Annotated in this window: 21 protein-coding genes; 13 read left to right on the top strand and 8 right to left on the bottom strand. The window is 68.5% G+C overall.

The features are described from left to right. The first annotated feature begins 23 nt into the window (after positions 1 to 23). Positions 24 to 983, top strand: coding sequence for an ABC transporter substrate-binding protein (locus tag FO470_RS15885; protein WP_144343942.1), 960 nt, complete (start codon positions 24 to 26; stop codon positions 981 to 983). A 188-nt stretch (positions 984 to 1,171) separates the two neighbouring features. After that, on the top strand, positions 1,172 to 2,056 hold the full coding sequence (locus FO470_RS15890) for a glutaminase (RefSeq protein ID WP_418655062.1): 885 nt from the start codon (positions 1,172 to 1,174) through the stop codon (positions 2,054 to 2,056). A 116-nt stretch (positions 2,057 to 2,172) separates the two neighbouring features. On the opposite strand, the gene FO470_RS15895 is transcribed toward FO470_RS15890, so the two are convergent. Continuing rightward, complete coding sequence (locus tag FO470_RS15895; RefSeq protein ID WP_144343944.1) at positions 2,173 to 2,358, bottom strand: DUF2735 domain-containing protein; 186 nt, start codon at positions 2,356 to 2,358, stop codon at positions 2,173 to 2,175. 451 nt (positions 2,359 to 2,809) lie between these two features. Between FO470_RS15895 and FO470_RS15900 the strand changes: the two genes are divergently transcribed. Beyond that, positions 2,810 to 3,844 carry a glutamine synthetase beta-grasp domain-containing protein gene (locus tag FO470_RS15900; RefSeq protein ID WP_144343945.1) on the top strand — a complete coding sequence of 345 codons (1,035 nt, stop codon included), beginning with the start codon at positions 2,810 to 2,812 and terminating at the stop codon, positions 3,842 to 3,844. Between the two features lie 313 nt (positions 3,845 to 4,157). On the opposite strand, the gene FO470_RS15905 is transcribed toward FO470_RS15900, so the two are convergent. The 4 genes from FO470_RS15905 to FO470_RS15920 all read right to left on the bottom strand — a co-directional run bounded on the left by FO470_RS15905 (position 4,158) and on the right by FO470_RS15920 (position 10,711). Continuing rightward, positions 4,158 to 5,591 (bottom strand): phospholipase D-like domain-containing protein, encoded by a 1,434-nt coding sequence (locus FO470_RS15905; protein WP_144343946.1) that lies wholly within the window; start codon positions 5,589 to 5,591, stop codon positions 4,158 to 4,160. Positions 5,592 to 5,863: 272 nt separating this feature from the next. Then, positions 5,864 to 8,317, bottom strand: coding sequence for an endopeptidase La (lon, locus tag FO470_RS15910; RefSeq protein WP_144343947.1), 2,454 nt, complete (start codon positions 8,315 to 8,317; stop codon positions 5,864 to 5,866). A gap of 18 nt (positions 8,318 to 8,335) precedes the next feature. Further along, positions 8,336 to 8,755, bottom strand: a complete 420-nt coding sequence (locus tag FO470_RS15915) for an Hsp20/alpha crystallin family protein (protein WP_144343948.1) — start codon at positions 8,753 to 8,755, stop codon at positions 8,336 to 8,338. A 129-nt stretch (positions 8,756 to 8,884) separates the two neighbouring features. Next, positions 8,885 to 10,711, bottom strand: a complete 1,827-nt coding sequence (locus FO470_RS15920; RefSeq protein ID WP_144344083.1) for a heavy metal translocating P-type ATPase — start codon at positions 10,709 to 10,711, stop codon at positions 8,885 to 8,887. Between the two features lie 423 nt (positions 10,712 to 11,134). Here FO470_RS15920 and FO470_RS15925 point away from each other — a divergent pair, with 423 nt between their 5' ends. Further along, entirely contained in the window at positions 11,135 to 12,166 is a 1,032-nt protein-coding gene (locus FO470_RS15925) for a DUF2778 domain-containing protein (protein ID WP_144343949.1), read from the top strand. A 44-nt stretch (positions 12,167 to 12,210) separates the two neighbouring features. On the opposite strand, the gene FO470_RS15930 is transcribed toward FO470_RS15925, so the two are convergent. Beyond that, a complete protein-coding gene (locus tag FO470_RS15930; RefSeq protein WP_144343950.1) occupies positions 12,211 to 13,170 on the bottom strand; it encodes a LysR family transcriptional regulator in 960 nt (319 codons plus the stop codon). Between the two features lie 181 nt (positions 13,171 to 13,351). Between FO470_RS15930 and FO470_RS15935 the strand changes: the two genes are divergently transcribed. From FO470_RS15935 to rpe, 8 genes are all read left to right on the top strand, one after another. After that, on the top strand, positions 13,352 to 14,377 hold the full coding sequence (locus FO470_RS15935) for a class 1 fructose-bisphosphatase (protein WP_144343951.1): 1,026 nt from the start codon (positions 13,352 to 13,354) through the stop codon (positions 14,375 to 14,377). A gap of 11 nt (positions 14,378 to 14,388) precedes the next feature. Beyond that, entirely contained in the window at positions 14,389 to 15,264 is an 876-nt protein-coding gene (locus FO470_RS15940) for a phosphoribulokinase (protein WP_144343952.1), read from the top strand. Positions 15,265 to 15,278: 14 nt separating this feature from the next. Further along, positions 15,279 to 17,300 (top strand): transketolase, encoded by a 2,022-nt coding sequence (gene tkt, locus FO470_RS15945; protein ID WP_144343953.1) that lies wholly within the window; start codon positions 15,279 to 15,281, stop codon positions 17,298 to 17,300. 16 nt (positions 17,301 to 17,316) lie between these two features. Beyond that, positions 17,317 to 18,402: a class II fructose-bisphosphate aldolase gene (gene fba, locus FO470_RS15950; protein WP_144343954.1), complete on the top strand. Its 1,086-nt coding sequence runs from the start codon at positions 17,317 to 17,319 to the stop codon at positions 18,400 to 18,402. Between the two features lie 88 nt (positions 18,403 to 18,490). Further along, positions 18,491 to 19,960 carry a form I ribulose bisphosphate carboxylase large subunit gene (locus tag FO470_RS15955; RefSeq protein ID WP_144343955.1) on the top strand — a complete coding sequence of 490 codons (1,470 nt, stop codon included), beginning with the start codon at positions 18,491 to 18,493 and terminating at the stop codon, positions 19,958 to 19,960. Between the two features lie 155 nt (positions 19,961 to 20,115). Continuing rightward, positions 20,116 to 20,535 carry a ribulose bisphosphate carboxylase small subunit gene (locus FO470_RS15960; RefSeq protein WP_144343956.1) on the top strand — a complete coding sequence of 140 codons (420 nt, stop codon included), beginning with the start codon at positions 20,116 to 20,118 and terminating at the stop codon, positions 20,533 to 20,535. A 152-nt stretch (positions 20,536 to 20,687) separates the two neighbouring features. Then, complete coding sequence (gene cbbX, locus FO470_RS15965; protein ID WP_144343957.1) at positions 20,688 to 21,641, top strand: CbbX protein; 954 nt, start codon at positions 20,688 to 20,690, stop codon at positions 21,639 to 21,641. 63 nt (positions 21,642 to 21,704) lie between these two features. Next, positions 21,705 to 22,385, top strand: coding sequence for a ribulose-phosphate 3-epimerase (gene rpe, locus FO470_RS15970; protein ID WP_144343958.1), 681 nt, complete (start codon positions 21,705 to 21,707; stop codon positions 22,383 to 22,385). A gap of 7 nt (positions 22,386 to 22,392) precedes the next feature. Here the strand turns inward: rpe and FO470_RS15975 are convergent, their stop codons facing one another. Further along, positions 22,393 to 23,256: a hypothetical protein gene (locus tag FO470_RS15975; RefSeq protein ID WP_144343959.1), complete on the bottom strand. Its 864-nt coding sequence runs from the start codon at positions 23,254 to 23,256 to the stop codon at positions 22,393 to 22,395. Between the two features lie 368 nt (positions 23,257 to 23,624). Between FO470_RS15975 and FO470_RS15980 the strand changes: the two genes are divergently transcribed. Beyond that, a complete protein-coding gene (locus FO470_RS15980; RefSeq protein WP_144343960.1) occupies positions 23,625 to 24,536 on the top strand; it encodes a nickel/cobalt efflux transporter in 912 nt (303 codons plus the stop codon). A 26-nt stretch (positions 24,537 to 24,562) separates the two neighbouring features. Here FO470_RS15980 and FO470_RS15985 read toward each other — a convergent pair whose 3' ends face one another. Next, positions 24,563 to 25,231, bottom strand: coding sequence for a DedA family protein (locus FO470_RS15985; protein ID WP_144343961.1), 669 nt, complete (start codon positions 25,229 to 25,231; stop codon positions 24,563 to 24,565). Positions 25,232 to 25,263: the final 32 nt, after the last annotated feature.

The following is a 25,263-nucleotide window of genomic DNA, read 5'->3' on the forward strand; positions in this document are numbered from 1 at the left end:
CGGAGAAACGGGAGGAAACAACAATGGAACGCAGGACTTTCCTCGTCTCGACCGCAGCGGCGGTCGCGGCCGCCGGCCTCGCCACGCCGGCGATGGCGCAGGACAAGAAGGCGGTGATCGGCGTCTCGATCCCCTCCGCCACGCACGGCTTCATGGGCGGGCTGAACTGGCACGCGCAGGAGACCATCAAGCGGCTCAAGGCGACCTATCCCAACCTCGACTTCGTGCTCGCCACCGCCGGGGCGGTCGGCAAGCAGGTGAACGACATCGAGGACATGATGGCGACCCGCAACATCGACGCGCTGGTGGTGCTGCCCTTCGAATCCGAGCCGCTGACGAGCCCCGTCAAGGCGGTGAAGGACGCGGGCAAGTGGGTGACGGTGGTCGACCGCGGCCTCGCCCAGGCGGGGATCGAGGATCTCTATGTCGCCGGCGACAACACTGCCTTCGGCCGGGTAGCGGGCGAGTACTTCAAGGCGAACCTCAAGCCCGGCGCCAAGATCGTGGTCCTGCGGGGCATCCCCACCACGCTCGACAATGAGCGCGTCGACGCCTTCAAGGCGGCCGTCGACGGATCGGGGATCGAGATCCTCGACATGCAGCACGGCAACTGGAACCGGGACAAGGCTTTCTCGGTGATGCAGGACTACCTGTCCAAGCACAAGCAGATCGACGCGGTGTGGGCGGCCGACGACGACATGGCCATCGGCGTGCTGGAGGCCATCGCGCAGGCCAGCCGCCAGAAGGAGATGTGGGTCGTCGGCGGCGCTGGCATGAAGGAGATCGTGAAGCGGATCATGGACAAGGACCCGCAGCTGCCGGTCGACGTCACCTATCCGCCGGCGCTGATCTCCACCGCGCTGGAGATCACGGCGCTGCGCTTCGTCTCCAACACGCCGGTCTATGGGCGTTTCATCATCGGCTCGACGCTGATCACGCCGGACAACGCGGCGCAGTACTACTTCCCCGACAGCCCGTTCTGAGGCCGCCGCGAGGCGGGGGCATGCGTCCCCGCCTCGCGGGCATCGGTGGCGCCAGACGGCGAACGGCACTGGCATTGCACGGGGCGTCTGCGCTATCCCGCAGCGTGCCGGCCTTGCCGGCGGCCAGCCGAAGGTGACAGAACACCGTGCCCGATCTCGACCTCATCGTCCGCGAAATCGCCGAAGAGATGCGCGCCCGCCCGGATCGCGGCGAGGTGGCGAGCTATATTCCCGAGCTGGCCGGCGTCGATCCGAACGCCTTCGGCATCGCCGTGGTCAGCGGCGACGGGCAGGTGGCCGTCGGCGGCGATGCCGACGTGCCCTTCTCCATCCAGAGCATCTCGAAGGTGTTCACCCTCACTTTGGCGCTCGGCAAGATCGGCGACCGGCTGTGGCGGCGGGTGGGGCGCGAACCGTCGGGCAGCCCGTTCAACTCCATCGTGCAGCTGGAGGCGGAGCACGGCATTCCGCGCAACCCCTTCATCAATGCCGGCGCCATCGCCGTCACCGACGTCATCCTCTCCGGCCACCAGCCGCGCGAGGCGCTGGGCGAGATCCTGCGCTTCATGCACTTCCTCGCCGAGGATGGCGGCATCGGCATCGACGAGGCGGTCGCCGCCTCCGAACAGCGCACCGGCTTCCGCAACCGGGCGCTGGCGAACTACATGAAGTCGTTCGAGGTGCTGGAGAATCCGGTCGACTTCACGCTCGGCGTCTATTTCCACCACTGCGCCATCGCCATGAGCTGCCGCCAGCTTGCCATGGCCGGGCGCTTCCTGGCCCATGGCGGGCGCAATCCGGCGACGGGGTTCTCGGTGGTGTCGCCGGAGCGGGCGCGGCGCATCAACGCCATCATGCTGACCTGCGGCCATTATGACGGCTCGGGCGAGTTCGCCTATCGCGTCGGTCTGCCGGGAAAGAGCGGGGTAGGGGGTGGCATCCTGGCCATCGCGCCGGGCAAGGCCTCGATCGCGGTCTGGTCGCCGGGGCTCGACGCCAGCGGCAATTCCCATCTCGGCCGCATCGCGCTGGAAGCGCTGACCCAGCGGCTCGGCTGGTCGATCTTCGGCTAGCGGGCGCTCGCCATCCGCCGGATATGACAAGAGGGCCGGACGGTCGGTCGCGGCCCTCTTGCGGAGGTATATCGAAGGCACTGTGCGCGAAACATCGTCATCGTCCGCCGATGACGTCAGTTCTTGCGGCCGGTGTCTTCCTGGATGGCCTCTTCGTGGTACCAGCTCCCGAAATTCACACGGGGCGATACCTTGAGGTCCTCGGAAGCACGCTGTTCGGCGCGACGGGCAGCGAGACCGGCACGACCACCGGTCGGGAACTGAACGATCTGGGCGCTTTCGCGCTGGATGTGGGTACTCATTGCACGTTTCTCCTTTCCCGCTGCGCGTTCCCGCGTCAGCGCTTTGGATCTATATAACACCTTTTGCATGGCGTTTACGCAATATGCTTATTTTACGTTCACAATGAGCGTAGAAATTGTGCACCGCCAAAGCCGGCCCTAAGGGTCTGCGGGATAACGCGGCTTCCGCCCTTCCGGTTGCGTGTCCGGGTGCGGCGCAGCGGCAACACCGATCGCGGGGCGGGGCGTCAACTCCCGCTGGATTCAGGCGAATCATACCGCTGCTCGATCGGCTGATCCGGCCCGTCGCGTGCCTCCCGCCCCGGGAAAGTCCCTGTGCGCACGCGGTCTCTCCCCACTTGGCACGGTTAATGCTTCTAAGAACGTCAGCCGTTGGCGGTCGATCCTTCTCGCGCGGCCGGCAAAGCGACCTGGGGTGCTGCACCGGGTCATTAGCTATGAGAGACACGCAATGACGAAGTACAAACTCGAGTACATTTGGCTCGACGGTTACAAGCCGACCCCGAACCTGCGCGGCAAGACGCAGATCAAGGAATTCGACCACTTCCCCTCGCTCGAAGAGCTGCCGCTCTGGGGGTTCGACGGTTCGTCCACGGAGCAGGCCGAGGGCCGCAGCTCCGACTGCGTGCTGAAGCCCGTCGCGGTCTATCCCGACCCGGCCCGCAAGAACGGCGCCCTGGTGATGTGCGAAGTGATGATGCCGGACGGCGTCACCCCGCACCCGTCCAACGCCCGTGCGACCATCCTGGATGACGAAGGCGCCTGGTTCGGCTTCGAGCAGGAATACTTCTTCTACAAGGACGGCCGTCCGCTCGGCTTCCCCGAGCATGGCTATCCGGCTCCGCAGGGCCCGTACTACACCGGCGTCGGCTTCAAGAACGTCGGCGACGTCGCCCGCGAGATCGTCGAAGAGCACCTCGAGCTCTGCCTCGAGGCCGGGATCAACCACGAAGGCATCAATGCGGAAGTCGCGAAGGGCCAGTGGGAATTCCAGATCTTCGGCAAGGGCTCCAAGAAGGCCGCCGACGAAGTGTGGATGGCCCGCTACCTGCTGCTCCGCCTGACCGAGAAGTATGGCGTGGACATCGAGTTCCACTGCAAGCCGCTCGGCGACACCGACTGGAACGGTTCGGGCATGCACTGCAACTTCTCCACGAAGTTCATGCGTGAAGTGGGCGGCAAGGATTACTTCGAGGCCCTGATGGCGGCTTTCGCCAAGAACCTCGACGACCACATCGCCGTCTACGGTCCGGACAACCACATGCGTCTGACCGGCAAGCACGAGACGGCGCCGTGGAACAAGTTCTCCTACGGCGTGGCCGACCGCGGCGCTTCCATCCGCGTCCCGCACTCGTTCATCCGCAACGACTACAAGGGCTATCTCGAGGATCGCCGCCCGAATTCCCAGGGCGACCCCTACCAGATCGCTTCCCAGGTCCTGAAGACGATCTCGGAAGTCCCCGCCAAGTCCGCCGCTGCGGCGTGAGGAATTGCGCGGCGGGGTGGGGCGCTGGTGCGCTTTGCCCCGTTGCCCGAACCTCCTGAGACGGACCTTCCGTCTCCTTCAAGCCAGTCCCGGTAACGGGGCTGGCTTTTGTTTTTGTGCCGGGTAAGCCCGTCCCGGTCCATGGCGCGCCTGCGCGAGGTCATCCCCGGGCTTGACCCGGGGATCCACGATGTGGGCCGGGCGCATGGATACCGAGGACGTGGATGACCGAACCGAGCCCGGCCATGACGGCGTTGACGCGGGTATGGTCGTCGAGGAGGTCCGGTTCTGCGGAACCTCGCGGCCCGGCCGTTCACAGATAGGGCGAGGCCAGCCAGATGGCGCGGTTCCGCAGGCGCTTCAGGAAGGGGCGCGCGGCGAGCGTCTCCAGCGTCTCGGGCTTGCCCGCATCCATCATCGCCCCGATGCGCGCCTCGATCGCGCCGGCGATGGCGGGATCGTAGAGTTCGAGGTCCAGCTCGAAGTTGAGCCGCAGGCTGCGCGGATCGAGATTGGACGAGCCGACATAGGCCCAGCACCCATCCACCGCCATCAGCTTGGAATGGTCGAACATGCCGCCCGCCCGCCACACCGCGCAGTCGCCTTCCAGCACCTGGTCGAGCTGGGCGGTCATGGCGTAGTCGACGAGCTTCAGGTTGTTGGCCGAGGGGATGACGACGTCGATGTCGATGCCCCGCCGGCCGGCCACGCCGAGGGCGCCGATGAGCTGCTGGTCGGGCAGGAAATAGGGTGAGCAGATGCGCACCCGGCTCTGCGCCATGGCGAGCGCGCCCATGATCATGTTGTGCGCGCTGGCGAGGTTGCGGTCGGGGCCGGAGGGCACGACCCGTACCGCCACCGACCCGCGCGGCTCGCTGGCCGGCGCTTCCTCCCAGGCCGGGCCGTCGAGGAATTCGTCGGTGGTGAAGGACCAGTCCTGGCTGAACACGGTGAGCAGTTGTTCCACCGCCGGCCCCTCGACGCGGAAATGCGTGTCGCGCGCGGGATCGTCGCCGCCGTAGCGGCTGGTGAACTGCGCGCGGATGTTCATGCCGCCGGTGAAGCCGAGCGTTCCATCGACGATCAGCATCTTCCGGTGGCTGCGCAGATTGGCATAGGGCAGGCGCAGGCCGATGAGGTTGCCCATGAACAGGTCGACCGTGACCCCGCCTTCCACCAGCCGCCCGACGATGGAGGGGCGCGAATAGCGCGCGCCGATGGCGTCGATCAGCACGCGCACGGCGACGCCGCGCCGGTGCGCCTCGATCAGCGCGTCGGCGAATTCGGCCCCGACGGGGTCATTGTCGAAGATGTAGCTGGAAAGCGCCACATGCCGCTTCGCCCCGCGAATGGCGGCGAGCATGGCGGGGTAGGCGGCATCGCCGCTGTCGAGCAGTTCGACGGCGTTGCCGCTGGTCAGGGGGAACGCAGCCACGCGGTCGCCGAGCCGCTTCATCGCCGAGAGGCTGGGAGAGAGCGCGACGGCGATGGGCGGGCGCTCATGGTGGCGCCGCCGGTCCTGGCTGGCGCGCCGCCGGCCTGCGGCGGTCTGGCGGATGCGGTTGATGCCGGCGACGAGATAGAGGAAGGCGCCCACGAAGGGCGAGAGCAGGATGACGCCGACCCAACCGATGGCGGCACGCACGTCGTCCTTGGTCATCGCGGCGTGGATCGCCGCGACGATGCCGATGGCCGTGCTGGCGACGAGCGTGATGTGCGGCCAGTAGGTCAACCAGAAACTGAGCATGATGCCGGCTCGATGGACCCATCGCCCGAGGGCCCTCCGCGTCCGGGTCAGCGCCCGGACGACAGGAAAGTGCTCTCGATTCAACAGACTGGAGCATTTCCTCCGCGACCGGACGATTCCACCCGACCACCATCATGCTCTAGCCGGTAATCGGCGCCGCGTCATCCCCGCTGCCGCAGGACATGCCCTTGCGTCAGTGCCTTTGGTAATGGTGGAGATCGAAAAGGGAGAGGCCGCCCCGGAAGTGCTCCGGGACGGCCGTGAGGTGCGGATCAGCTCGCCGCCTTCAACGGCAGCAGGGGCTCGTCGGCGTCGGCGGCCGGCTCCAGCGCATTGGCGATGGCCTCGTCCACCCGTTCCAGCCAGACGAATTCCAGCCGGTCCCGCGCGTCCTGAGGAATGTCCTCATAGTCGCGCCGGTTGCGTGCCGGCAGCATCACGCGGGTGAGGCCCGCCCGTGCCGCCGCGACCACCTTCTCCTTGATGCCGCCGACGGGCAGCACCAGGCCGCGCAGCGAGATCTCGCCGGTCATCGCCGTGTCCTTGCGCACCGTGCGCCCGCTGAGCAGCGAGACCAGGGCGGTGAACATGGCGACGCCCGCGCTCGGCCCGTCCTTGGGCGTCGCACCCGCCGGAACGTGCACATGCACGTCGTTGGACGCAAACACCGCCGGATCGATGCCGAACTCGGCGGCGCGGCTCTTGACGAGGCTCATCGCCGCCTGCGCGCTCTCTTTCATCACGTCGCCGAGCTGCCCGGTGAGGATCAGCCCGCCACGGCCGGGCACCTTGGTCGCCTCGATGAAGAGGATGTCGCCGCCGACCGGCGTCCAGGCAAGGCCCGTGGCGACGCCCGGCACCGAGACGCGCAAGGCGACCTCGTCCTCGAAGATCGGCGGGCCGAGCAGTTCCGGCAGCGTGTCGACGGCGATGCGCGCATGGGCGACGCTGCCGTCGGCGATGCCGACCGCGACGTGGCGGATGGCGCGCCCGATCTCGCGTTCGAGATTGCGCACGCCCGCCTCGCGGGTATAGGCGCGGATGATGGCGCTCAGCGCCTCGTCCTCGACCTCGACCTGCTCCGGCCTGACGCCGTTCGCCTCCATCTGGCGGCGGACCAGGTAGCGCTTGGCGATCTGGAGCTTCTCGGAATCCGTGTAGCCGGACAGCGAGATGATCTCCATGCGGTCGCGCAGCGGGCCCGGTATGGTGTCGAGCATGTTCGCGGTGGCGATGAACACCACGCGCGACAGGTCGAACGTCACGCCGAGATAATTGTCCCGGAACGTCCCGTTCTGCTCGGGGTCGAGCACCTCCAGCATCGCCGCCGACGGGTCGCCCTGGATGCCGGAGCCCATCTTGTCGATCTCGTCCAGCATCATCACGCAGTCGCGGGTGCCCGCCTTGCGGATGCCCTGGATGATGTTGCCGGGCAGCGCGCCGACATAGGTGCGCCGGTGGCCGCGGATCTCCGCCTCGTCATGGACGCCGCCGAGCGACACGCGCACGAACTTGCGGCCCATGGCGCGGGCGATGGACTGGCCGAGCGAGGTCTTGCCGACGCCGGGCGGGCCGGCGAAGCACAGGATCGGCGCCTTGCCGTTCGGCGCGAGCTTGCGCACGGCGAGGTACTCGACGATGCGGCGCTTGATCTTGTCGAGGCCGAAATGGTCCTCGTCGAGAATCCGGCGCGCCTCGGCGATGTCGATCGCCTTCTCCTCCGGCAGCTTCCACGGCAGCGCGATCAGCCAGTCCAGATAGGTGCGGATCATGCCGTATTCGGCGCTGGCGTCCTGCATGCGGCGCAGCCGGCCCAGCTCCTTGCGAGCCATCTGCTCCACATCCTCGGGCATGCCGGCGTCGGCGATCGCCTTCTCCAGCTCGGCGATCTCCGCGCTGTTGCCGTCGTCCTCGCCGAGCTGCTTCTGGATCGCCGCCATCTGCTCGCGCAGCAGCACCTCGCGCTGGCGCTCGTCCAGCGACGCCTTGGTCTGCTTGCTGATCTCCTGCGACAGGCGCAGCACCTCGATGCGGTGTGCCAGCAGCCGCGAGACCTTGTTCATCCGCGCGGCGATATCGACCGTCTCGAGAAGCTCCTGCTTCTCGTCCGGCGCGATGTCGACATAGGCGGACACGAGGTCGGTGAGCCCCGCGGGCGAGTTGGCGCCGCGCACGGCGGCGACCAGCTCGGCCGGCACCTGCGGCAGCAGCTCCATCACCTCGTTCGCCTGGTTCTGCAGGTGAACGAAGCGCGCCTCGATATCGGACGAGAGATCATCGCTCTCCTCGATCCGGGTCACGCGGGCGGTGATGAAGGGCTTCTCGCGCACGAACTCGTTCACGCGGAAGCGCTGCTCGCCCTGGCAGACGAGGTGGTGCGTGCCGTCCGGCGCGGTGACGTAGCGCAGGATGTTGGCGATCACGCCCATCCGGTGCAGGTCGGTCGGGTTCGGCTCCTCCACACTGCTGTCGCGCTGCATGAGGATGCCGACCGGCCGACCCTCGCGCACCGCCTGCTGGGCCGCGGCGATCGAGGCCGGACGCGCGATGGCGACCGGCATGACGACGCCGGGAAACAGCACGAAGCTGCGCACCGGCAGGATGATCAGCTGATCATCCGGCACGTTGCCGTTGGAGGCAGCGGACGCGCCGCCCGAAGCACCGCCGCTCGCGCCGGCATCCGCCATGCGCAACGGGGCATATCTGTCGAAATCGGGGTGTGTCATGGTTTCTGTCCCCCTTCCTCAAACCTTGCGCAGCACGATGGCGAGGCAGCCATTCACCACGCGCGGATGCGCCACCTCGTAGCGGCCGGGCGGCAGGGCGAGCTGGCGCTCGAAGCGGCCCTGCGGCAGCTCCATCCGGTGGATGGTCGCGCGGTGCAGTTCCGGCGGCAGCATGCGCTCGCCGGCGATGGTGAGCGTGCCGCCATGGATCGCGACGTTTATGCGGTCGGGGTCGACGCCGGGCAGCGCGGCGAGCACGAGCAGCTCGCGCTCGGTCTCCAGCATGTCGACCGGCGGCTCCCAGCACGGCACGCGATGGCGCGCCGTCGTCTCGGCGCGCTGCGCCGGCTGGAACATCTGCCGGTGCATGCGCTCCGCGCGGTTCAGCATGTCGATGGCTTCCGACCACATCCAGAGGCGGGGGTCAGTCTTCTTCATGAGGATCTCCTGGGCAGGCCGGTGGGACGTGTCCCTGGGGCCCGCGTCGCTCATATGGGTGAGCGGTCCCCACCGCGCTAGGGAGCCACGACGCCTCTCCGGGCGCTTCGGCAACGGGCACCCCCGCTGCTAGCCCGCGGCGTCCTGCGGCGGGTCGGCGATGGCGCGCAGCGCGTTGAGGATCACGGCCACGTCGATCAGTTCCTGCAGCAGCGCGCCCTCGACCGGCGCCAGCCAGCCGAAGGCAGCGGCGATCATGCCGAGCACCGACAGGCCGATGCCGGCATAGACGCTCTGCAGGGCGATGGCGCGCGAACGCCGGGCGATGCGCATGGCATCGGTCAGCCGGTCCAGCCGGTCGACGAGGATGACGACGTTCGCCGCCTCGGAGGACGCCGCCGAGCCGCGCGCGCCCATGGCCACGCCGATATCAGCGGCGGCAAGGGCGGGCGCGTCGTTCACCCCGTCGCCGACCATCATCACCGGGCCGTTGGCGTGCTCGGCGACGACGGCGCGGGTCTTGTCCTGCGGCATCATCTCGCTGACGACCGCGTCGAAGCCGAGGCCTTGGGCGATGGCATTGGCCCGCCGGGTCTCGTCGCCGGTGGCGAGCAGAATACGGGAGACACCGAGCCGCCGGAGCTGGCGCAGCACGCCGCCGGCCTCGCCGCGCACCTCGTCGGCGAGCATCAGCGCTCCCGCCAGATCGCCGTCCACGGTGACGGCGACCGCCACCGTCCCGGGCCGCTGCGTCCAGTCGGCGATCTCGGCGTCGAACGACCCGGTGCCGGTTTGCCGGGCGACGAAATCCCATCCGCCGAGCGCGATGCGCCGTCCGCCCACCCGGCCGACAATGCCGGCGCCGGGATCCTCGCGCACCTCCTCCGGCGGTTCGAGCGCGAGGCCTTTCTCCTGCGCGGCGGCCACCAGCGCCTCGGCGACCACATGGGCCGAGCCCTGGTCGAGCGAAGCGGCGAGGCGCAGCAATTCGTCCGGCGTCAGCCCGTCGCGGGTGCGCACGGCGACGAGACGGGGGCGTCCGCCGGTCAGCGTGCCGGTCTTGTCGAGCAGGACGGTGCGCACCTTGGCGAGCCCCTCCAGCGCGCCGCCGTCCTTCACCAGCACGCCCCTGCCGGCGCAGCGCGAGATGCCGGAGATGATGGCGACCGGCACGGCGAGGATGAGCGGGCAGGGGGTGGCGATCACCAGCACGGCGAGCGCGCGCACCGCCTCGCCGCTGAACGCCCATGCGGCGCTGGCGATGAGCAGCGTCAGCGCGAGGAAGCCGAGCGCGAAGCGGTCGGCGAGCCGCGCCATCGGCGCTTTGGACTGCTGCGCGGCCGTGACCAGCCGGACGATGCCGGCATAGGTGCTGTCCGCCGCCGCATGGGTGGCGACGAGGTCGAAGGCGTCGCCGGCATTGGTCGAGCCGCTGAGCACGGGCTCGCCATGGGCCCGCCGCACCGGCAGCGGCTCGCCGGTCAGCGCGGACTGGTCGAGCGCGGCGGAGGGGCTATCGACCGTACCGTCCACCGGCACCACCTCGCCCCGGCGCACGAGAAGGCGGTCGCCGGGCGCGAGGTCGTCCAGCGGCACCTCGCACAGCCGCCCGTCCTCGTAGCGGGTGGCGGTGCGCGGCAGGCGGCCGAGCAGGGCGGTCATCTCGCGTGCCGCCCGGCGCTGGGCATAGGCTTCCAACGCCTCGCCGCCGGTGAACATCAGGGCGACGATGGCGCCGGCGAGGTTTTCGCCGAAGGCCAGCGCGCCGGCCATGGCCAGTGCCGCGATCAGGTCGAGGCCGAACTCGCCCCGCCGCAGACTGCCGATGATCTCGACCGAGAGGACGGCGAGCACGGCGCCGGTGGCGGCGATCCAGAGCGCATCGGCGATATCGTGCTGGCCGGCGAACCACGCGGCTGCGCTGATCGTCAGAACCAGCACGAGCGCCGGCAACATCGCGCGGCGCAGGGCCGTCCACGCGGCGCGCAGCCGGTCTGCTTCAGGATGGGTGGAAGAAGGAGAGGCCGCCACGAACGAACCTGACAATGAACCCGAATCGGCCGCCCGGCGTCGTGGCGACTCTTGTTTAAATCTATTCTAAAAATAACGGGGTGCCACGACAAAGGCCGCGAATTTCGCGGGCGGAGCTCTCCGCGCATGGCTTTGTGTGCGAATATGCGCCGCACGCGCCGGGCTCGGGTTGTCCGGTTGGCATTAATGAAATATTACGTAAGCTGTAATACTAACCGATCTGGCTTGGGGGCCATCGGCGGATTATGGCTTGGGCGTTGGGGTTCCTGATCGCAACCGAAGACTGACGCACGGCGCTTCATCGCGCCGCCTTGCCGTGCCCGCCCGTCACCTGTGCAGAGACGCCTAATGCGGCTTATTGGATCGTTCCTCATCGGCTCAGCCAGCTTCGTCGGCGTGGCGGTTGCCGTGGCTTGGGTGTCGAACGCCTCCGTTCCGACCCCGGCCGATGCGGCACGGGTCGATCCTGCGCTGCGGCTTGCTCCGGCGGCGCCCGAGGTGGCGAGCGCCGTGGTGGACGAGCCCTCGGCTCCGTTCGCGATGAGCGTGAACGACGTCCGCAATTTTCGGCCCGCCGGTCAGATCGCGCAGCCGGCCAGCTGGCTGTTCAACCCGGCGGTCATGCCGATCCGGCCGGCCACCGTGGCCGCCATTCCGGTGCCGGCGCCGACCTCCGAACCGACGGTCGAGACGGTGAGCGCTGTGCCGCTGCCCATGGCGAACCCGCTCTTCGCCGGCCGCGTCATGGCGGGCGACGAGCCCGAGGACACGCTGACCCTCGCGCCGCTTCCGCCGAGGAAGCCGGCCGCGCCGACCGAGGTCGCCTCGCTGCCGCCGCCCATGGAAGAGGACGTCACGCCGGAGGAGGCGCCCGCCGCCGCGCCGGCCGCGCCCCCGGCGACCGAGCAAGCCGCCCCCAAGGACGGGCTGCGCTATCCCACCTCGGGCGACAAGTTCGCCGTCTACGATATCCGCGCCAAGAAGCTCTATCTGCCGAACGGCAAGAAGCTCGAGGCGCATTCGGGCTATGGCGACAAGTTCGACGACATCCGCCACGTCCGCGTGAAGATGCTCGGCCCGACCCCGCCGAACCGCTACAAGCTGCGCATGCGCGAGGCGCTGTTCCATGGCACCGAGGCGGTGCGCATGACGCCGGTCGGCGACCAGCCCATGTATGGGCGCAACGGCTTCCTCCTGCACCCCTATCTGCTGGGAGAGCGCGGCGATTCCAATGGCTGCGTCTCTGTGCGCGACTACGACGCCTTCCTTGCCGCCTTCAAGAAGGGCGATGTGGAGGAACTGGTGGTGGTCGAGGCCATGCCGGGGTCGTCCAAGCCGCTCAACCCGCTGCTCTCCTGGCTCACCGGCAAGCGCGACTGACGCGCGCCGCCGACCTGTGTTCGGACTGATCGCGCCCGGCGCGCTCAGTCCGGCCGGTCGTCGGCGGGAGCCATCGCCCGCGCCACGCCCGGCAAATGCAGCGTGTCCGGCAAGAATTCCGGCCCGCGCCGCGACAGGAACTCGGTGAGCGCCGCCGCCGGAGGCGTCAGGCGCTTGGCGGTGCGCTTCACCACGAACCATTGCCGCACTTCCGGCAGCCCCTCGACATCGAGCACGGCGAGCCGCCCGTCCGCGACTTCCGCCGCGATGGTGTGGGCGGAGATGAAGGCGAGGCCGAGCCCCGCCATCACCGCCTGCTTGATGGTCTCGTTCGAATCGATCTCCATGCCGATCCGCGGATCGATGCCGGACTGCTGAAAGAACCGTTCCATCAATCCGCGCGTGCCCGAGCCCGGCTCGCGCGACATGAAGGTCGCTCCCGCCAGCGCCGCGGCCGGGATGCGCCGGCCGAGCAGCGGGTGGTCGGCCGGGGCGATCAGCACATGCGGATGATCGCCGATCAGCGTCTTGTCGACCTCCATGTCGAGCGGCGGCCGCCCCATGATGGCGACGTCGATCGTGTCGCCGCGCAGCCCGGCGATGATCGCCTCGCGGTTGCCCACCGTCAGCACCACGTCGATGCCGGGATGGGCGCGGGTGAAGGCGCCGAGCGCGGCCGGCACGAAGTACTTCGCGGTGGAGACGAGGCCCACCGAGACGCGGCCGGAGCGCAGGCCCTTCATGGCGTCGAGGGCGGCGCCGCAATCGGCCAGCGCCTGTTCGATGCGGGCGGCGGCGGAAAGCACTTCCCGCCCCGCGGCGCTGGGCTGGAAGCGGTCCCCGGCGCGGTCGAGCAGCGGCAGGCCGAGATGCTGTTCGAGCAATTGCACCTGCATCGTCACCGCCGGCGGCGTGACGTTCAGCTTTTTCGCGGCAGCGGTGACGCTGCCGGTTTCGACGATGGCGGCGACGGCGCGCAGCTGCTTCAGCGTGGCATTACGCATATGGCATTACATTTCAGCTAAACTGAATTCTCAGGAAAGAATATTCGAATTTCCTTACGCCCGCAATTCGTGCAGTCTGCCATCAACAAGAGGCGTCCGCCGCTTCGGGTTCCCCGCTCGAAGGTCTTACGGAAACGACACGCCAATGGGCACAAGCCCACGACCTAACTGGGGAAACGCCATGACACGCCCGACTTTGCAGGACCACCTGTCCAGGTGGTCGCAAGCCGATGACGTGCGCCGCGACGTCGCGAGCACCGTGCTCGCGCTTGCCGGTGCCGGTATCAAGATTTCCGAGCTTCTGGCCGCCGGGCCGCTGGCCGGCGCGCTCGCCGAGGTCCGCGGCCATCACGCGGACGGCGACAGCCAGAAGGAACTCGACGTCATCGCCGACGATCTGGTCCGCGAGGCGCTGATCGCCGCGCCCGTCACCCTTCTCGGCTCGGAAGAGGCGGACGAGCCGGTCGCGCTCGACCCGGCCGGCACGTTGGCCGTCGCGGTCGATCCGCTCGACGGCTCGTCCAACATCGACAGCAACATGACGGTCGGTACGATCTTCTCGATCCTACCCTTCGTCGGCGCGGAATCGCTGCTGCAGCCGGGCTCGGCGCAGCTCGCCGCCGGCTTCCTGATCTACGGCCCCCAGCTCGCGCTGGTGCTCACCGTCGGCGCCGGCACGCAGATCTTCATCCTCGACCGGGCGAGCGGCGATTTCCTGCTCGTCGAGGAGCGGGCGGTGGTCGCTCCCGAGACCGCCGAATACGCCGTCAACGGCTCCAACCTGCGCCACTGGGATACGGCGATCCGCTGCTATGTCGAGGATTGCCAGGCGGGCGTCGACGGGCCGCGCGGCAAGGATTTCAACACCCGCTGGGTCGCCTCCATGGTGGCGGACGTCTTCCGCATCCTGGTGCGTGGCGGCGTCTATCTCTATCCGGGCGACGCCCGCCGGGGCTACACGCAGGGCCGCCTGCGGCTGGTCTACGAGGCGAATCCGGTCGCCTTCCTGATGGAGCAGGCGCAGGGCGCCGCGACCGACGGCCAGCGGCCGATCCTCGAACTGCGCCCCGCCCATCTGCACCAGCGCGTGCCGCTGGTCTTCGGCTCGCGCGGCGAGGTCGAACGCATCGCCCGCTACCACATCGATGCTACCGCCATGCCCGAGCGCTCCCCGCTCTTCGGCCGGCGCGGCCTTCTGCGCGCGTGAGGGAGAGGGCGATGTCGATCCACCATCCCATCATTTCCGTCACCGGTTCGTCGGGCGCGGGCACCACCTCGGTGCGGCGCATCTTCGAGCAGATCTTCCGCCGCGAGGAGGTTTCCGCCGCCTATATCGAGGGCGATGCCTATCACCGCTACGACCGCGCCGAGATGAAGCGCGTCATGGCCGAGGAGGCCGCACGCGGCAACCACCACTACAGCCATTTCGGCCCGGATTCGAACCTGTTCGAGGAACTGGAGGAGACCTTCCGTTCCTATTCGCAGACCGGCACCGGCAAGTTCCGCCACTATGTGCATGACGACAAGGAGGCCGCAGAGTATGGCGGCGCGCCCGGCACCTTCACGCAGTGGGAGCCGATCCCGACGCCGACCGACCTGCTCTTCTACGAGGGGCTGCACGGTGCGGTGGTGAGCGGCAACATCGACGTCGCCCGCTATGCCGACCTGAAGATCGGCGTCGTGCCAGTCATCAACCTCGAGTGGATCCAGAAGATCCATCGCGACCGCTCGCATCGCGGCTACTCGACCGAGGCCGTCACCGACACGATCCTGCGTCGCATGCCGGACTACGTGAACTACATCTGCCCGCAGTTCACCCACACCGACATCAACTTCCAGCGCGTCCCGACGGTCGACACCTCGAACCCCTTCGTCGCCCGCTGGATCCCCACGGCGGACGAGTCGATCGTCGTCATCCGCTTCAAGAGCCCGCGCGGGATCGATTTCCCCTACCTGCTCTCGATGATCCAGGGCTCGTGGATGAGCCGCGCCAATTCCATCGTGATCCCGGGCGGCAAGCTCGACATCGCGATGCAGCTCATCCTCACCCCGATGATCCTGAACATCGTCGAGAAGAAGCGGCGCGCCGCATGAGCCGGGAGGACAGCATGTTGACCAGCAACACCACGGCGCTGCGTCCGCACCAGGACCCCGCCGACATCCCCCACGACGACATGGCCAACGCCCTGCGCGCACTTGCCATGGACGCGGTGGAGCAGGCCAAGTCCGGCCATCCCGGCATGCCGATGGGCATGGCGGATGTCGCCACCGCCCTGTTCGCCCGCTTCGTGACGCTCGATCCGGGCCGGCCCGACTGGCCGGACCGCGACCGCTTCATCCTCTCCGCCGGCCACGGCTCGATGCTGCTCTATGGCATCAACCATCTGCTCGGCTATGCCGACATGGGCGTCGACCAGCTCAAGCGATTCCGCCAGCTCGGCGCGATCACTGCCGGCCATCCCGAGCACGGCCATACGCTGGGGGTGGAGACCACCACCGGCCCGCTCGGGCAGGGGCTCGCCACGGCCGTGGGTATGGCGCTCGCCGAGCGCATGCTCAACGCCCGCTTCGGCGACGAACTGGTCGATCACCACACCTACGTCATCGCCGGCGACGGCTGCCTGATGGAGGGCATCTCCCACGAGGCCATCGACCTCGCCGGGCACCTGAAGCTCGGCAAGCTGATCGTGCTGTGGGACGACAACGGCATCTCCATCGACGGACGCACCACGCTCTCGACCTCGACCGACCAGCTCGCCCGTTTCAAGGCCGCCGGCTGGGACGTGATGCGGGTCGACGGCCACGCCCATCACGCGCTGGTCGACGCCATCGCCGAGGCGCGCTCCACCGAGCGGCCGACGCTGATCGCCTGCCGCACCACCATCGGCTTCGGCGCGCCCACCAAGGCGGGTACCGAGGCGGTGCACGGCGCGCCGCTGGGAGCCGCTGAGATCGAGGGTGCCCGCGCCAGGCTCGGCTGGAACCATCCGCCCTTCGAGGTGCCGGAGGGCGTGCGTACCGCCTGGGCCGGCATCGCCGAGCGCGGCCGCCATGCCCGCGAGGCATGGGAGAAGCGGCTTGCCGCCTCCGGCCAGCGCGCCGCCTTCGAGGCGGCGATGGAAGGCGAGCTGCCGGCCGATTTCGACGAGAAGCTCGCCGCCTATAAGCGTGAGCTGTCCGAGAGCGCGCCGAAGGTGGCGACGCGCAAGGCGTCGGAGATGGCGCTCGGCGTCATCAACGCGGCGACCGACCTCACGGTTGGCGGCTCGGCCGACCTCACCCACTCGAACCTCACCTACACCAAGGGCCTCGTGCCGGTGGCGCCGGGTGCGTATGGCGGCCGCTACCTGCACTACGGCATCCGCGAGCACGCCATGGCGGCGGTGATGAACGGCCTCGCGCTGCATCGCGGCTCCATTCCCTATGGCGGGACGTTCCTCGTCTTCTCCGATTACGCGAAGGGGGCCATGCGGCTCTCGGCGCTGATGGGCCAGCGCGTCGTCTATGTGCTGACGCACGACTCCATCGGCCTCGGCGAGGACGGGCCGACGCATCAGCCGGTCGAGCATCTGGCCATGCTGCGGGCGACGCCGAACCTCTACGTGTTCCGTCCCGCCGACGCGGTGGAGACGCTGGAAGCCTGGCAGCTCGCCCTGCATGCCGAAGGCACCCCCTCGGTGCTGGCGCTCTCGCGCCAGAACCTGCCGACCTTCCGCACCACGCACAGCGAGGAAAACCTCACCGGCTATGGCGGCTATGTCGTCCGCAAGCCCAGGCGCCGGCGCGATGTGACTCTCATCGCCACCGGCTCGGAGGTCGAGCTCGCCTTCAAGGCGGCGGACCTGCTCGCCGAGCGCGAGGTCGACGCCGCCGTCGTTTCGCTGCCCTGCTGGGAGCTGTTCGAGCGCCAGAGCGCCGACTATCGCCGCGCGGTGCTGGGCACTGCCCCGCGCGTCGGCATCGAGGCGGCCGGCCGGCTCGGCTGGGACCGCTGGATCGGCGAGCGCGGCCGCTTCGTCGGCATGGAGGGCTTCGGCGCCTCCGCTCCGGCGGGCGATCTCTACCAGCATTTCAACATCACGCCGGAGGCGGTGGTCGACGCGACCTGCGACCTTCTGACCTGCGCCTGAACCGGGGGAAACGCCAATGGCCCGCATCACCCTTCGTCAGCTTCTCGACCACGCCGCCGAGCACGGCTACGGCGTGCCCGCCTTCAACATCAACAACATGGAGCAGGGCATCGCGATCATGGAGGCGGCGCAGGCCGTCGACGCGCCCGTCATCATGCAGGCGAGCCGCGGCGCCCGCTCCTATGCCGGCGACATCATGCTCTCGCGCATGATCGACGCCCTCGTCGAGATGTACCCGTCGATCCCGATCTGCATGCACCAGGACCACGGGAACAACGAGGCGACCTGCCTGTCCGCCATCCAGCACGGCTTCACCTCCGTCATGATGGATGGCTCGCTGAAGGAGGACGCCAAGACCCCGGCGGACTACGACTACAACGTTGCCATCACCCGGCGCGTGGTCGATGCGGCCCACTGGGTCGGTGCCTCGGTCGAGGGCGAGCTCGGCGTGCTCGGCTCGCTCGAGAGCGGGGCGGGTGAGCAGGAGGACGGCCACGGCGCGGAAGGCGTGCTGAGCCATGACCAGTTGCTCACCGATCCCGATCAGGCGGTGGATTTCGTCGCCCGCACAAAGGTCGACGCGCTCGCCATCGCCATGGGCACCTCGCACGGCGCCTACAAGTTCTCGCGCAAGCCCGACGGCGACATCCTCGCCATGCACGTGATCGAGGAGATCCACCGCCGGCTGCCCAGCGTCCACCTCGTCATGCACGGCTCCTCCTCGGTGCCGCAGGCGCTGCAGGATCTGTTCAACGCGTCCGGCGGCGAGATGCCCCAGACCTGGGGCGTGCCGGTGGAGGAGATCGTACGCGGCATCAGGCATGGCGTGCGCAAGGTCAACATCGACACCGACTGCCGCCTCGCCATGACCGCGCAGTTCCGCAAGGTCGGACAGGCGAACCGGTCGGAGTTCGACCCCCGCAAATTCCTCAAGCCCGCCATGGACGCGATGCGCGACCTCTGCCGCGAGCGCTTCGAGCAGTTCGGCACGGCGGGCCACGCCTCGAAGATCAAGGTGCTGCCGCTTGCCGCCATGGCCAAGCGCTACGCCAGCGGGGCGCTCGATCCGGTGATCGGCGGCGCACGCGCCGCGGCGGAATGAATCTCCCCCCTCGCGGGGATGACCTCAACCAGACCAGGGGGCGCGCGCTTTCGGCGCCGCGCCGACGGGAACGCACAGGAGAAGATCGATGAACGCGATCGACAAGACCAAGCCCGCCGAGGAGAAGCGCAGCCGCTACAGCGCCGGCGTGATGGAATACCGCAAGATGGGCTACTGGCAGCCCGATTACGAGCCGAAGGACACGGACGTCATCGCCGTGTTCCGCATCACCCCGCAGGACGGCGTCGACGAGATCGAGGCTTCGGCGGCGGTGGCCGGCGAAAGCTCCACCGCCACCTGGACCGTGGTGTGGACGGACCGCCTGACCGCCTGCGACAAGTACCGGGCCAAGTGCTACCGCGTCGATCCGGTGCCGAATTCGCCGGGCTCGTGGTTCGCCTACATCGCCTATGATCTCGACCTGTTCGAGCCGGGCTCGATCGCCAACCTGTCGGCGTCGATCATCGGCAACGTGTTCGGCTTCAAGCCGCTCAAGGCGCTGCGCCTCGAGGACATGCGCCTGCCGGTCGCCTATGTGAAGACCTTCGACGGCCCGGCCACCGGCATCGTCGTGGAGCGCGAGCGCCTCGACAAGTTCGGCCGCCCGCTGCTCGGCGCGACGGTGAAGCCCAAGCTCGGCCTGTCCGGCCGCAACTATGGCCGCGTGGTCTACGAGGCGCTCAAGGGCGGCCTCGACTTCACCAAGGACGACGAGAACATCAACTCGCAGCCCTTCATGCACTGGCGTGAGCGCTTCCTCTACTGCATGGAGGCGGTCAACAAGGCGCAGGCCTCGACCGGCGAGATCAAGGGCACCTATCTCAACGTGACCGCCGCCACCATGGAGGACATGTACGAGCGCGCCGATTTCGCCAAGAGCCTCGGCTCCAGCATCATCATGATCGACCTGGTGATCGGCTACACCGCGATCCAGTCCATGGCGAAGTGGGCGCGGCGCAACGACATGATCCTGCACCTGCACCGCGCCGGCCACTCCACCTATACGCGGCAGAAGTCGCACGGCGTGTCGTTCCGCGTCATCACCAAGTGGATGCGCCTCGCGGGCGTCGACCACATCCACGCGGGCACGGTCGTCGGCAAGCTGGAGGGCGACCCCCACACCACCAAGGGCTACTACGACCTCTGCCGTGAGGACTTCGTGCCGCAGAACCTCGCCCACGGCATCTTCTTCGACCAGCCCTGGGCCTCGACCCGCAAGCTGATGCCGGTCGCCTCCGGCGGCATCCATGCCGGCCAGATGCACCAGCTCATCGACCTGCTCGGCGAGGACGTCGTGCTGCAGTTCGGCGGCGGCACCATCGGCCACCCGATGGGCATCCAGGCCGGCGCGACCGCCAACCGCGTGGCGCTGGAGGCGATGATCCTCGCCCGCAACGAGGGCCGCGACCTGCTCGGCGAGGGGCCGGAAATCCTCAAGGCGGCGGCCAGGCACTGCCTGCCGCTCAAGCAGGCGCTGGAGACGTGGAAGGACGTGACCTTCAACTACTCCTCCACCGACACGCCCGACTTCGTGCCGCAGGCCACCGCGGCGGAGTGATTGATCTGTGCCGCCTCACGACGTCATGGCCGGGCTTGGCCCGGCTATCCACGACTTCCCGCTTGCCGGAGGTCACAGGCGTGGATCCCCGGGCCAAGCCCGGCGATGACGGCGGAAGGCGGAGCCCGTCACAGCTAACAGAGCGAGACAAGACCATGCGCCTGACCCAGGGAGCCTTCTCCTTCCTGCCCGACCTGACCGACGAGCAGATCGGCAAGCAGGTCCAGTACTGCATCGACAATGGCTGGGCGGTGAACATCGAGTTCACCGACGACCCCCACCCGCGCAACACCTATTGGGAGCTGTGGGGCCAGCCGATGTTCGACGTGCGCGACGCCGCCGGCGTCATGTTCGAGCTGAACGAGTGCCGCAAGACCTACAAGGGCCGGCATTACATCCGCGTCAGCGCCTTCGATTCCACCCACACGTGGGAATCGCTGCGCCTGTCCTTCATCACCGACCGCCCCGAGGAGGAGCCCGGCTTCGCGCTGGAGCGCCAGGAAGTCGACGGCCGGTCCATCCGCTACACGACGCGCGCCTATGCGGCCAACCGCCCGGAGGGCGCGCGCTACTGATCCGTCGGTCTCCCTAACTCCCCCGACGGTTATCGCGGTCGCCCGGTTTCCTCCCCGACCGCGAGGGACCGGTTCCGGAATGCCGCGCCCGGAACCGGTCCCCCTTTTCTCTTTCCCGGCGAGAGCCGGCCCGACGCGGCGGAGAGCGGATCATGGATGCCGTGATCGACGATCCGAACATTGTCCCGGACGCGAAGGCCCCCGTGCCGGGCGCCATCGACCTGCGTGCCGAGTTTTCGTCCAGCGGCCTTGCCGAGGTGTTCGACCAGCTCGACCGCGAACTCGTCGGCCTGGTGCCGGTGAAGCAGCGCCTGCGCGAGATCGGCGCGCTCCTGCTCGTCGACAGCGCCCGCAAGCGCTTCGGCCTCGAAGCCGTGAGCCCGACGCTGCACATGAGCTTCACCGGCAATCCCGGCACCGGCAAGACGACGGTGGCGCTGCGCATGGCGGAGATCCTCCACCGGCTCGGCTATGTCCGCAAAGGCCACCTCGTCACCGTGACGCGCGACGATCTGGTCGGCCAGTACATCGGTCACACCGCGCCGAAGACGAAGGAAATCCTCAAGAAGGCGATGGGCGGCGTGCTGTTCATCGACGAGGCCTATTACCTCTATCGCCCGGAGAACGAGCGCGACTACGGGCAGGAGGCGATCGAGATCCTGCTGCAGGTGATGGAGAACCAGCGCGACGATCTCGTCGTCATCCTCGCCGGCTATGCCGACCGGATGGAGCGTTTCTTCACCGCCAATCCCGGCTTCCGCTCGCGTGTCGCCCATCATGTCGACTTCCCCGACTATTCGGCCGGCGAGCTCGACGCCATCGGCGGGCGCATTCTGGAAACGATGAACTACCGCATGGATGCGGGCGCGCAGGAAGCCTTCCGGCGCTATATCGACCTGCGCATGCTGCAGCCGCATTTCGCCAATGGCCGCTCGATCCGCAACGCGCTCGACCGTGCCCGGCTGCGGCAGGCCAACCGCCTGTTCAACGCCGAGCGGCCGGTGACGGCCGACGATCTGGTGACGCTCACCGCCGAGGACGTCCTCGCCAGCCGGGTATTCTCCGGCGGCATCGACAGCTACCCGCCGCTCCATCCATCCAACTGAACGTCATGGCCGGGCCTGGCGCGGGGGTGACGTCGCGCCAGGTCCATACGTCAGGAGAACCCCATGCCCCTCATCGCCCCTTCCATGCTGGCGTCGGACTTCTCGCGCTTCGGCGAGGAGGTGCGCGATGTCGCGAGCGCCGGCGCCGACTGGATCCATCTCGATGTGATGGACGGGCATTTCGTGCCCAACATCACCTTCGGTCCGGATGTCATCAAGGCGATGCGTCCGCATACCGACAAGCCGTTCGACGTGCATCTGATGATCGAGCCGGTGGAGCCCTATATCGAGGCCTTCGCCAAGGCCGGTGCGGACATCATCACCGTGCAGGCGGAGGCGACGCACCATCTCGACCGTTGCCTCCAGCACATACGCTCGCTCGGCAAGAAGGCCGGCGTGGCGCTGAATCCGGCCACGCATGAGAGCGCTCTCGCCTATGTCCTGGACAAGGTGGACCTGATCCTCGCCATGACCGTCAATCCCGGCTTTGGGGGTCAGGCCTTCATCTCTGACGTGCTGCCGAAGATCTATCGTCTGCGCGCGATGATCGGCGAGCGGCCGATCCATCTCGAGGTCGATGGCGGCGTCACGCCGGAGACCGCCGCCCTCTGCGCCGCGGCCGGCGCGAATGTGCTGGTGGCCGGCTCCGCCGTGTTCAAGGGCGGCGTGGAAGGCTATCGCGGCAACATCGCCGCCATCCGCGAGGCTGGCCGGCAGGCGCGCGGGCCGCGCGCCGCCGCCTGAGGCGCGCTCAGTTCAGCGCGTCCTCGGTCAGGTTGAGGATGAGGACCTGCCGCGCATTGGGCGGGATGGACGGCGAGGCGCGCAGCTCCATGTCGAGCCCGGGCCGCTTCCTCTGGATGATGCCGGCCACCTGGTTCGCCATGTCCTGCGTGGTGGAGTGGTAGGACAGCGTGTTGTTGGTCGTCTGCACGACGCCCGTATCCGACACCACGACATCGAACCCGGCGGCCTTCAGCGGGCTGGTGAAATTGTCGATCTTCGCCTTCGGCACGCTGTTCACCGGCGCGAAGATGCGCACCGTATAGCCGGCGCCCGGCAGGGCGGGTGTCGCCGGCTCGGCCTCCGCCGTGGGCGAGGCCGGTGCTGATGGCGCGGCGGCGCCGTCTCCGGGCGCTGCGTCGGATGGTGTGTTCATAGGGGTAGGGGGTACCGGCGGCGGCGATGCCGGTGCTTCGGCCGGAGCGGCATCTGCTGCGCCGGCGGAAGGCGGCGTTGCCGCCGGAGCCGCGGTGAGACGGGCGGCGATCTCGGTCTGGGCGGTGCGCAGCGCGCCGATCTCCTCGCGCAGGGTGATCACCTGCGAGGTGAGGAAGGCCGCCAGCGCCAGTAGCGCGACCAGGATCAGGCCGTACAGCACCGGCAGGGCCGGATGGCCGGTACGCGGCGGCGGGGCCTCCGCCTTCTTGGTCTCCAGTTCGAGCCGGCGCATGTCGACCTTGAGCTGCTCGATGCCGAGCCAGCGCCGGAAAGCCTCGGGGTCGCTCGGCGGACCCTTGCTGCGGTTCGGCGGCGTCGTTGTGGTGGCGGCGGAATCCCCGTTGTTCGGGTGTGGCTTGGGTGACTCCAGCGAGGGTTCGCGCTTGTCCGTCATCTCTCACTCCTGCCCGACGCCGACATCGTCGCGCCGATCGTTCTGCCCGGTTCGGGGCGCCCGCCGCGCTGCAATCTACCGCAACGGGCGCGTCGCGCCGATCTTTCCCCGCCGATGTGGTTAAGCGGCGGAGCGAGCGCCAGCATCGCGCAGGAAAGTTCCAGAATTATGCCGCGCCCGTGCATCGGCGCCGGCCGCGCCCGTCGTATGGCTTTCACGACATATAGGTATGCCCCCTATTCTATTGTGTTTGGCGGAGCGGAGGGCTAGCTTCCCGTTTGCGTGGACGCCCGCCGTTCGTCCCGCCGACAGGCAGGGGCGGCGCTCCCGACGATTTCTCGCGCCGGTCCAGACAGATCGAGGCTCCCATGCCCGCCTTCGCCGAGCTTCTCCAGCAGGGCGCCGCCCATGGCTGGCTTTTCATTCCCAGCGCGATCCTTCTCGGCGCGCTGCACGGGTTGGAGCCGGGCCATTCCAAGACGCTGATGGCCGCCTTCATCATCGCCATACGGGGAACGGTGTGGCAGGCCGTGCTGCTTGGCCTCGCGGCCACGGTCTCGCACACGCTGGTCGTGTGGGCGATCGCCCTCGGCGGCGTCTATCTCTGGCAGGGCGTCGCGCCGGAGACCTTCGAGCCGTATCTCCAGCTCGCCTCGGCCGCGATCATCGTGGCGATGGCGGTCTGGATGATCTGGCGCACCCGCGAGGACACGCGGCTGGCGGTGGCGGAACATGACCACAATCATCACCACCACGATCATGATCATGATGACGATCACGATCACGATCATCATCATCATCACGCCGATGACGACAGCGACGGCGAGCGGATGCGCGAGATCGTTCTGGAGGTCGAAGGCTATCAGGACGCGCACGAGCTGGCGCATGCCGATGACATCCGCCGTCGCTTCACCGGCCGTTCGGTGACGAGCTGGCAGATCGCGCTGTTCGGGCTTACCGGCGGGCTCATTCCATGCCCGGCGGCGATCACCGTGCTGCTGCTCTGCCTGCAGCTGCGGGAGTTCGCCCTCGGCTTCACCCTGGTGCTGGGCTTCTCGGTCGGCCTCGCCGTCACCCTCGTGGCGGTCGGCGTCGCCGCCGCGCTCGGCGTCCGGCACGCCTCGTCACGGTTGCCCTGGTTCGGTCGCGTGGCCCGCCGGGCACCCTATGTCTCGGGCGTGCTGCTGATCGTGGTTGGCCTCTATGTGGGCTGGCACGGCTGGGCGGGTCTGTCGGCGCAGGCCGCGCCGTCGGCCCTCACCCAGCCAGCGGCTCCGTGAGGCGGAGAGTGAAAATGCCGGCGCCGTCAGGCTGCCGGCGCGCGCTGCTGGCGCCGGCGGTTGCGCGGGCGCTTGGCGATCCGGGCCTTGATCATCTTGAGCGCGACGACCGTCAGCACCAGCATCACCAGGGTCACCCCGACCATCAGCAGCAGCCAGTCTCCCTGCTCGGTGGCGCCGAGCTGGTCCGCGCTCTTGCCGGCAAGCCAGCCGGGGGCGAGCATGACCGGCGCCCAGACGATGGCCGAGGAGACGTTGGCGAACTGGAAGCGGCGCTGGTCCATCCGCATCATGCCGGCGACCAGCGGCATGGTGGCCCGCACCGGGCCGAAGAAGCGGCCGACGAATATCGAGGCGAAGCCGAAGCGGCGGAAGAACAGCCGCGCCTGCGCCACCTGCTCGCGATAGCCCAGCAGCGGGCGGCGATGCACGACACGCGGGCCGAGCCAGCGGCCGAGCCAGTAGGAGACGACATCGCCCAGCACGGCGCCGACGATGGCGCCGACGATCACCGGCACGGGCGACACCACGCCGGTGCCGACCAGCCCGCCAATGGCGAGCATCAGGGCGGTGGCGGGAATGATGATGCCGACGAGCACCAGGGACTCGCCGAAGGCGATGATCCCGATGACGAGAGGGACCAGATACTCATGGGCGTGCAGAAAGGCGGCCACGTCGGCGGTGAATGCTTCCATATCCTCACATGGCGGGAGAAGCCCGCCCCCGA

Source organism: Ancylobacter moscoviensis (assembly GCF_007559435.1).
GTDB classification, from domain to species: Bacteria; Pseudomonadota; Alphaproteobacteria; order Rhizobiales; family Xanthobacteraceae; genus Ancylobacter; species Ancylobacter moscoviensis.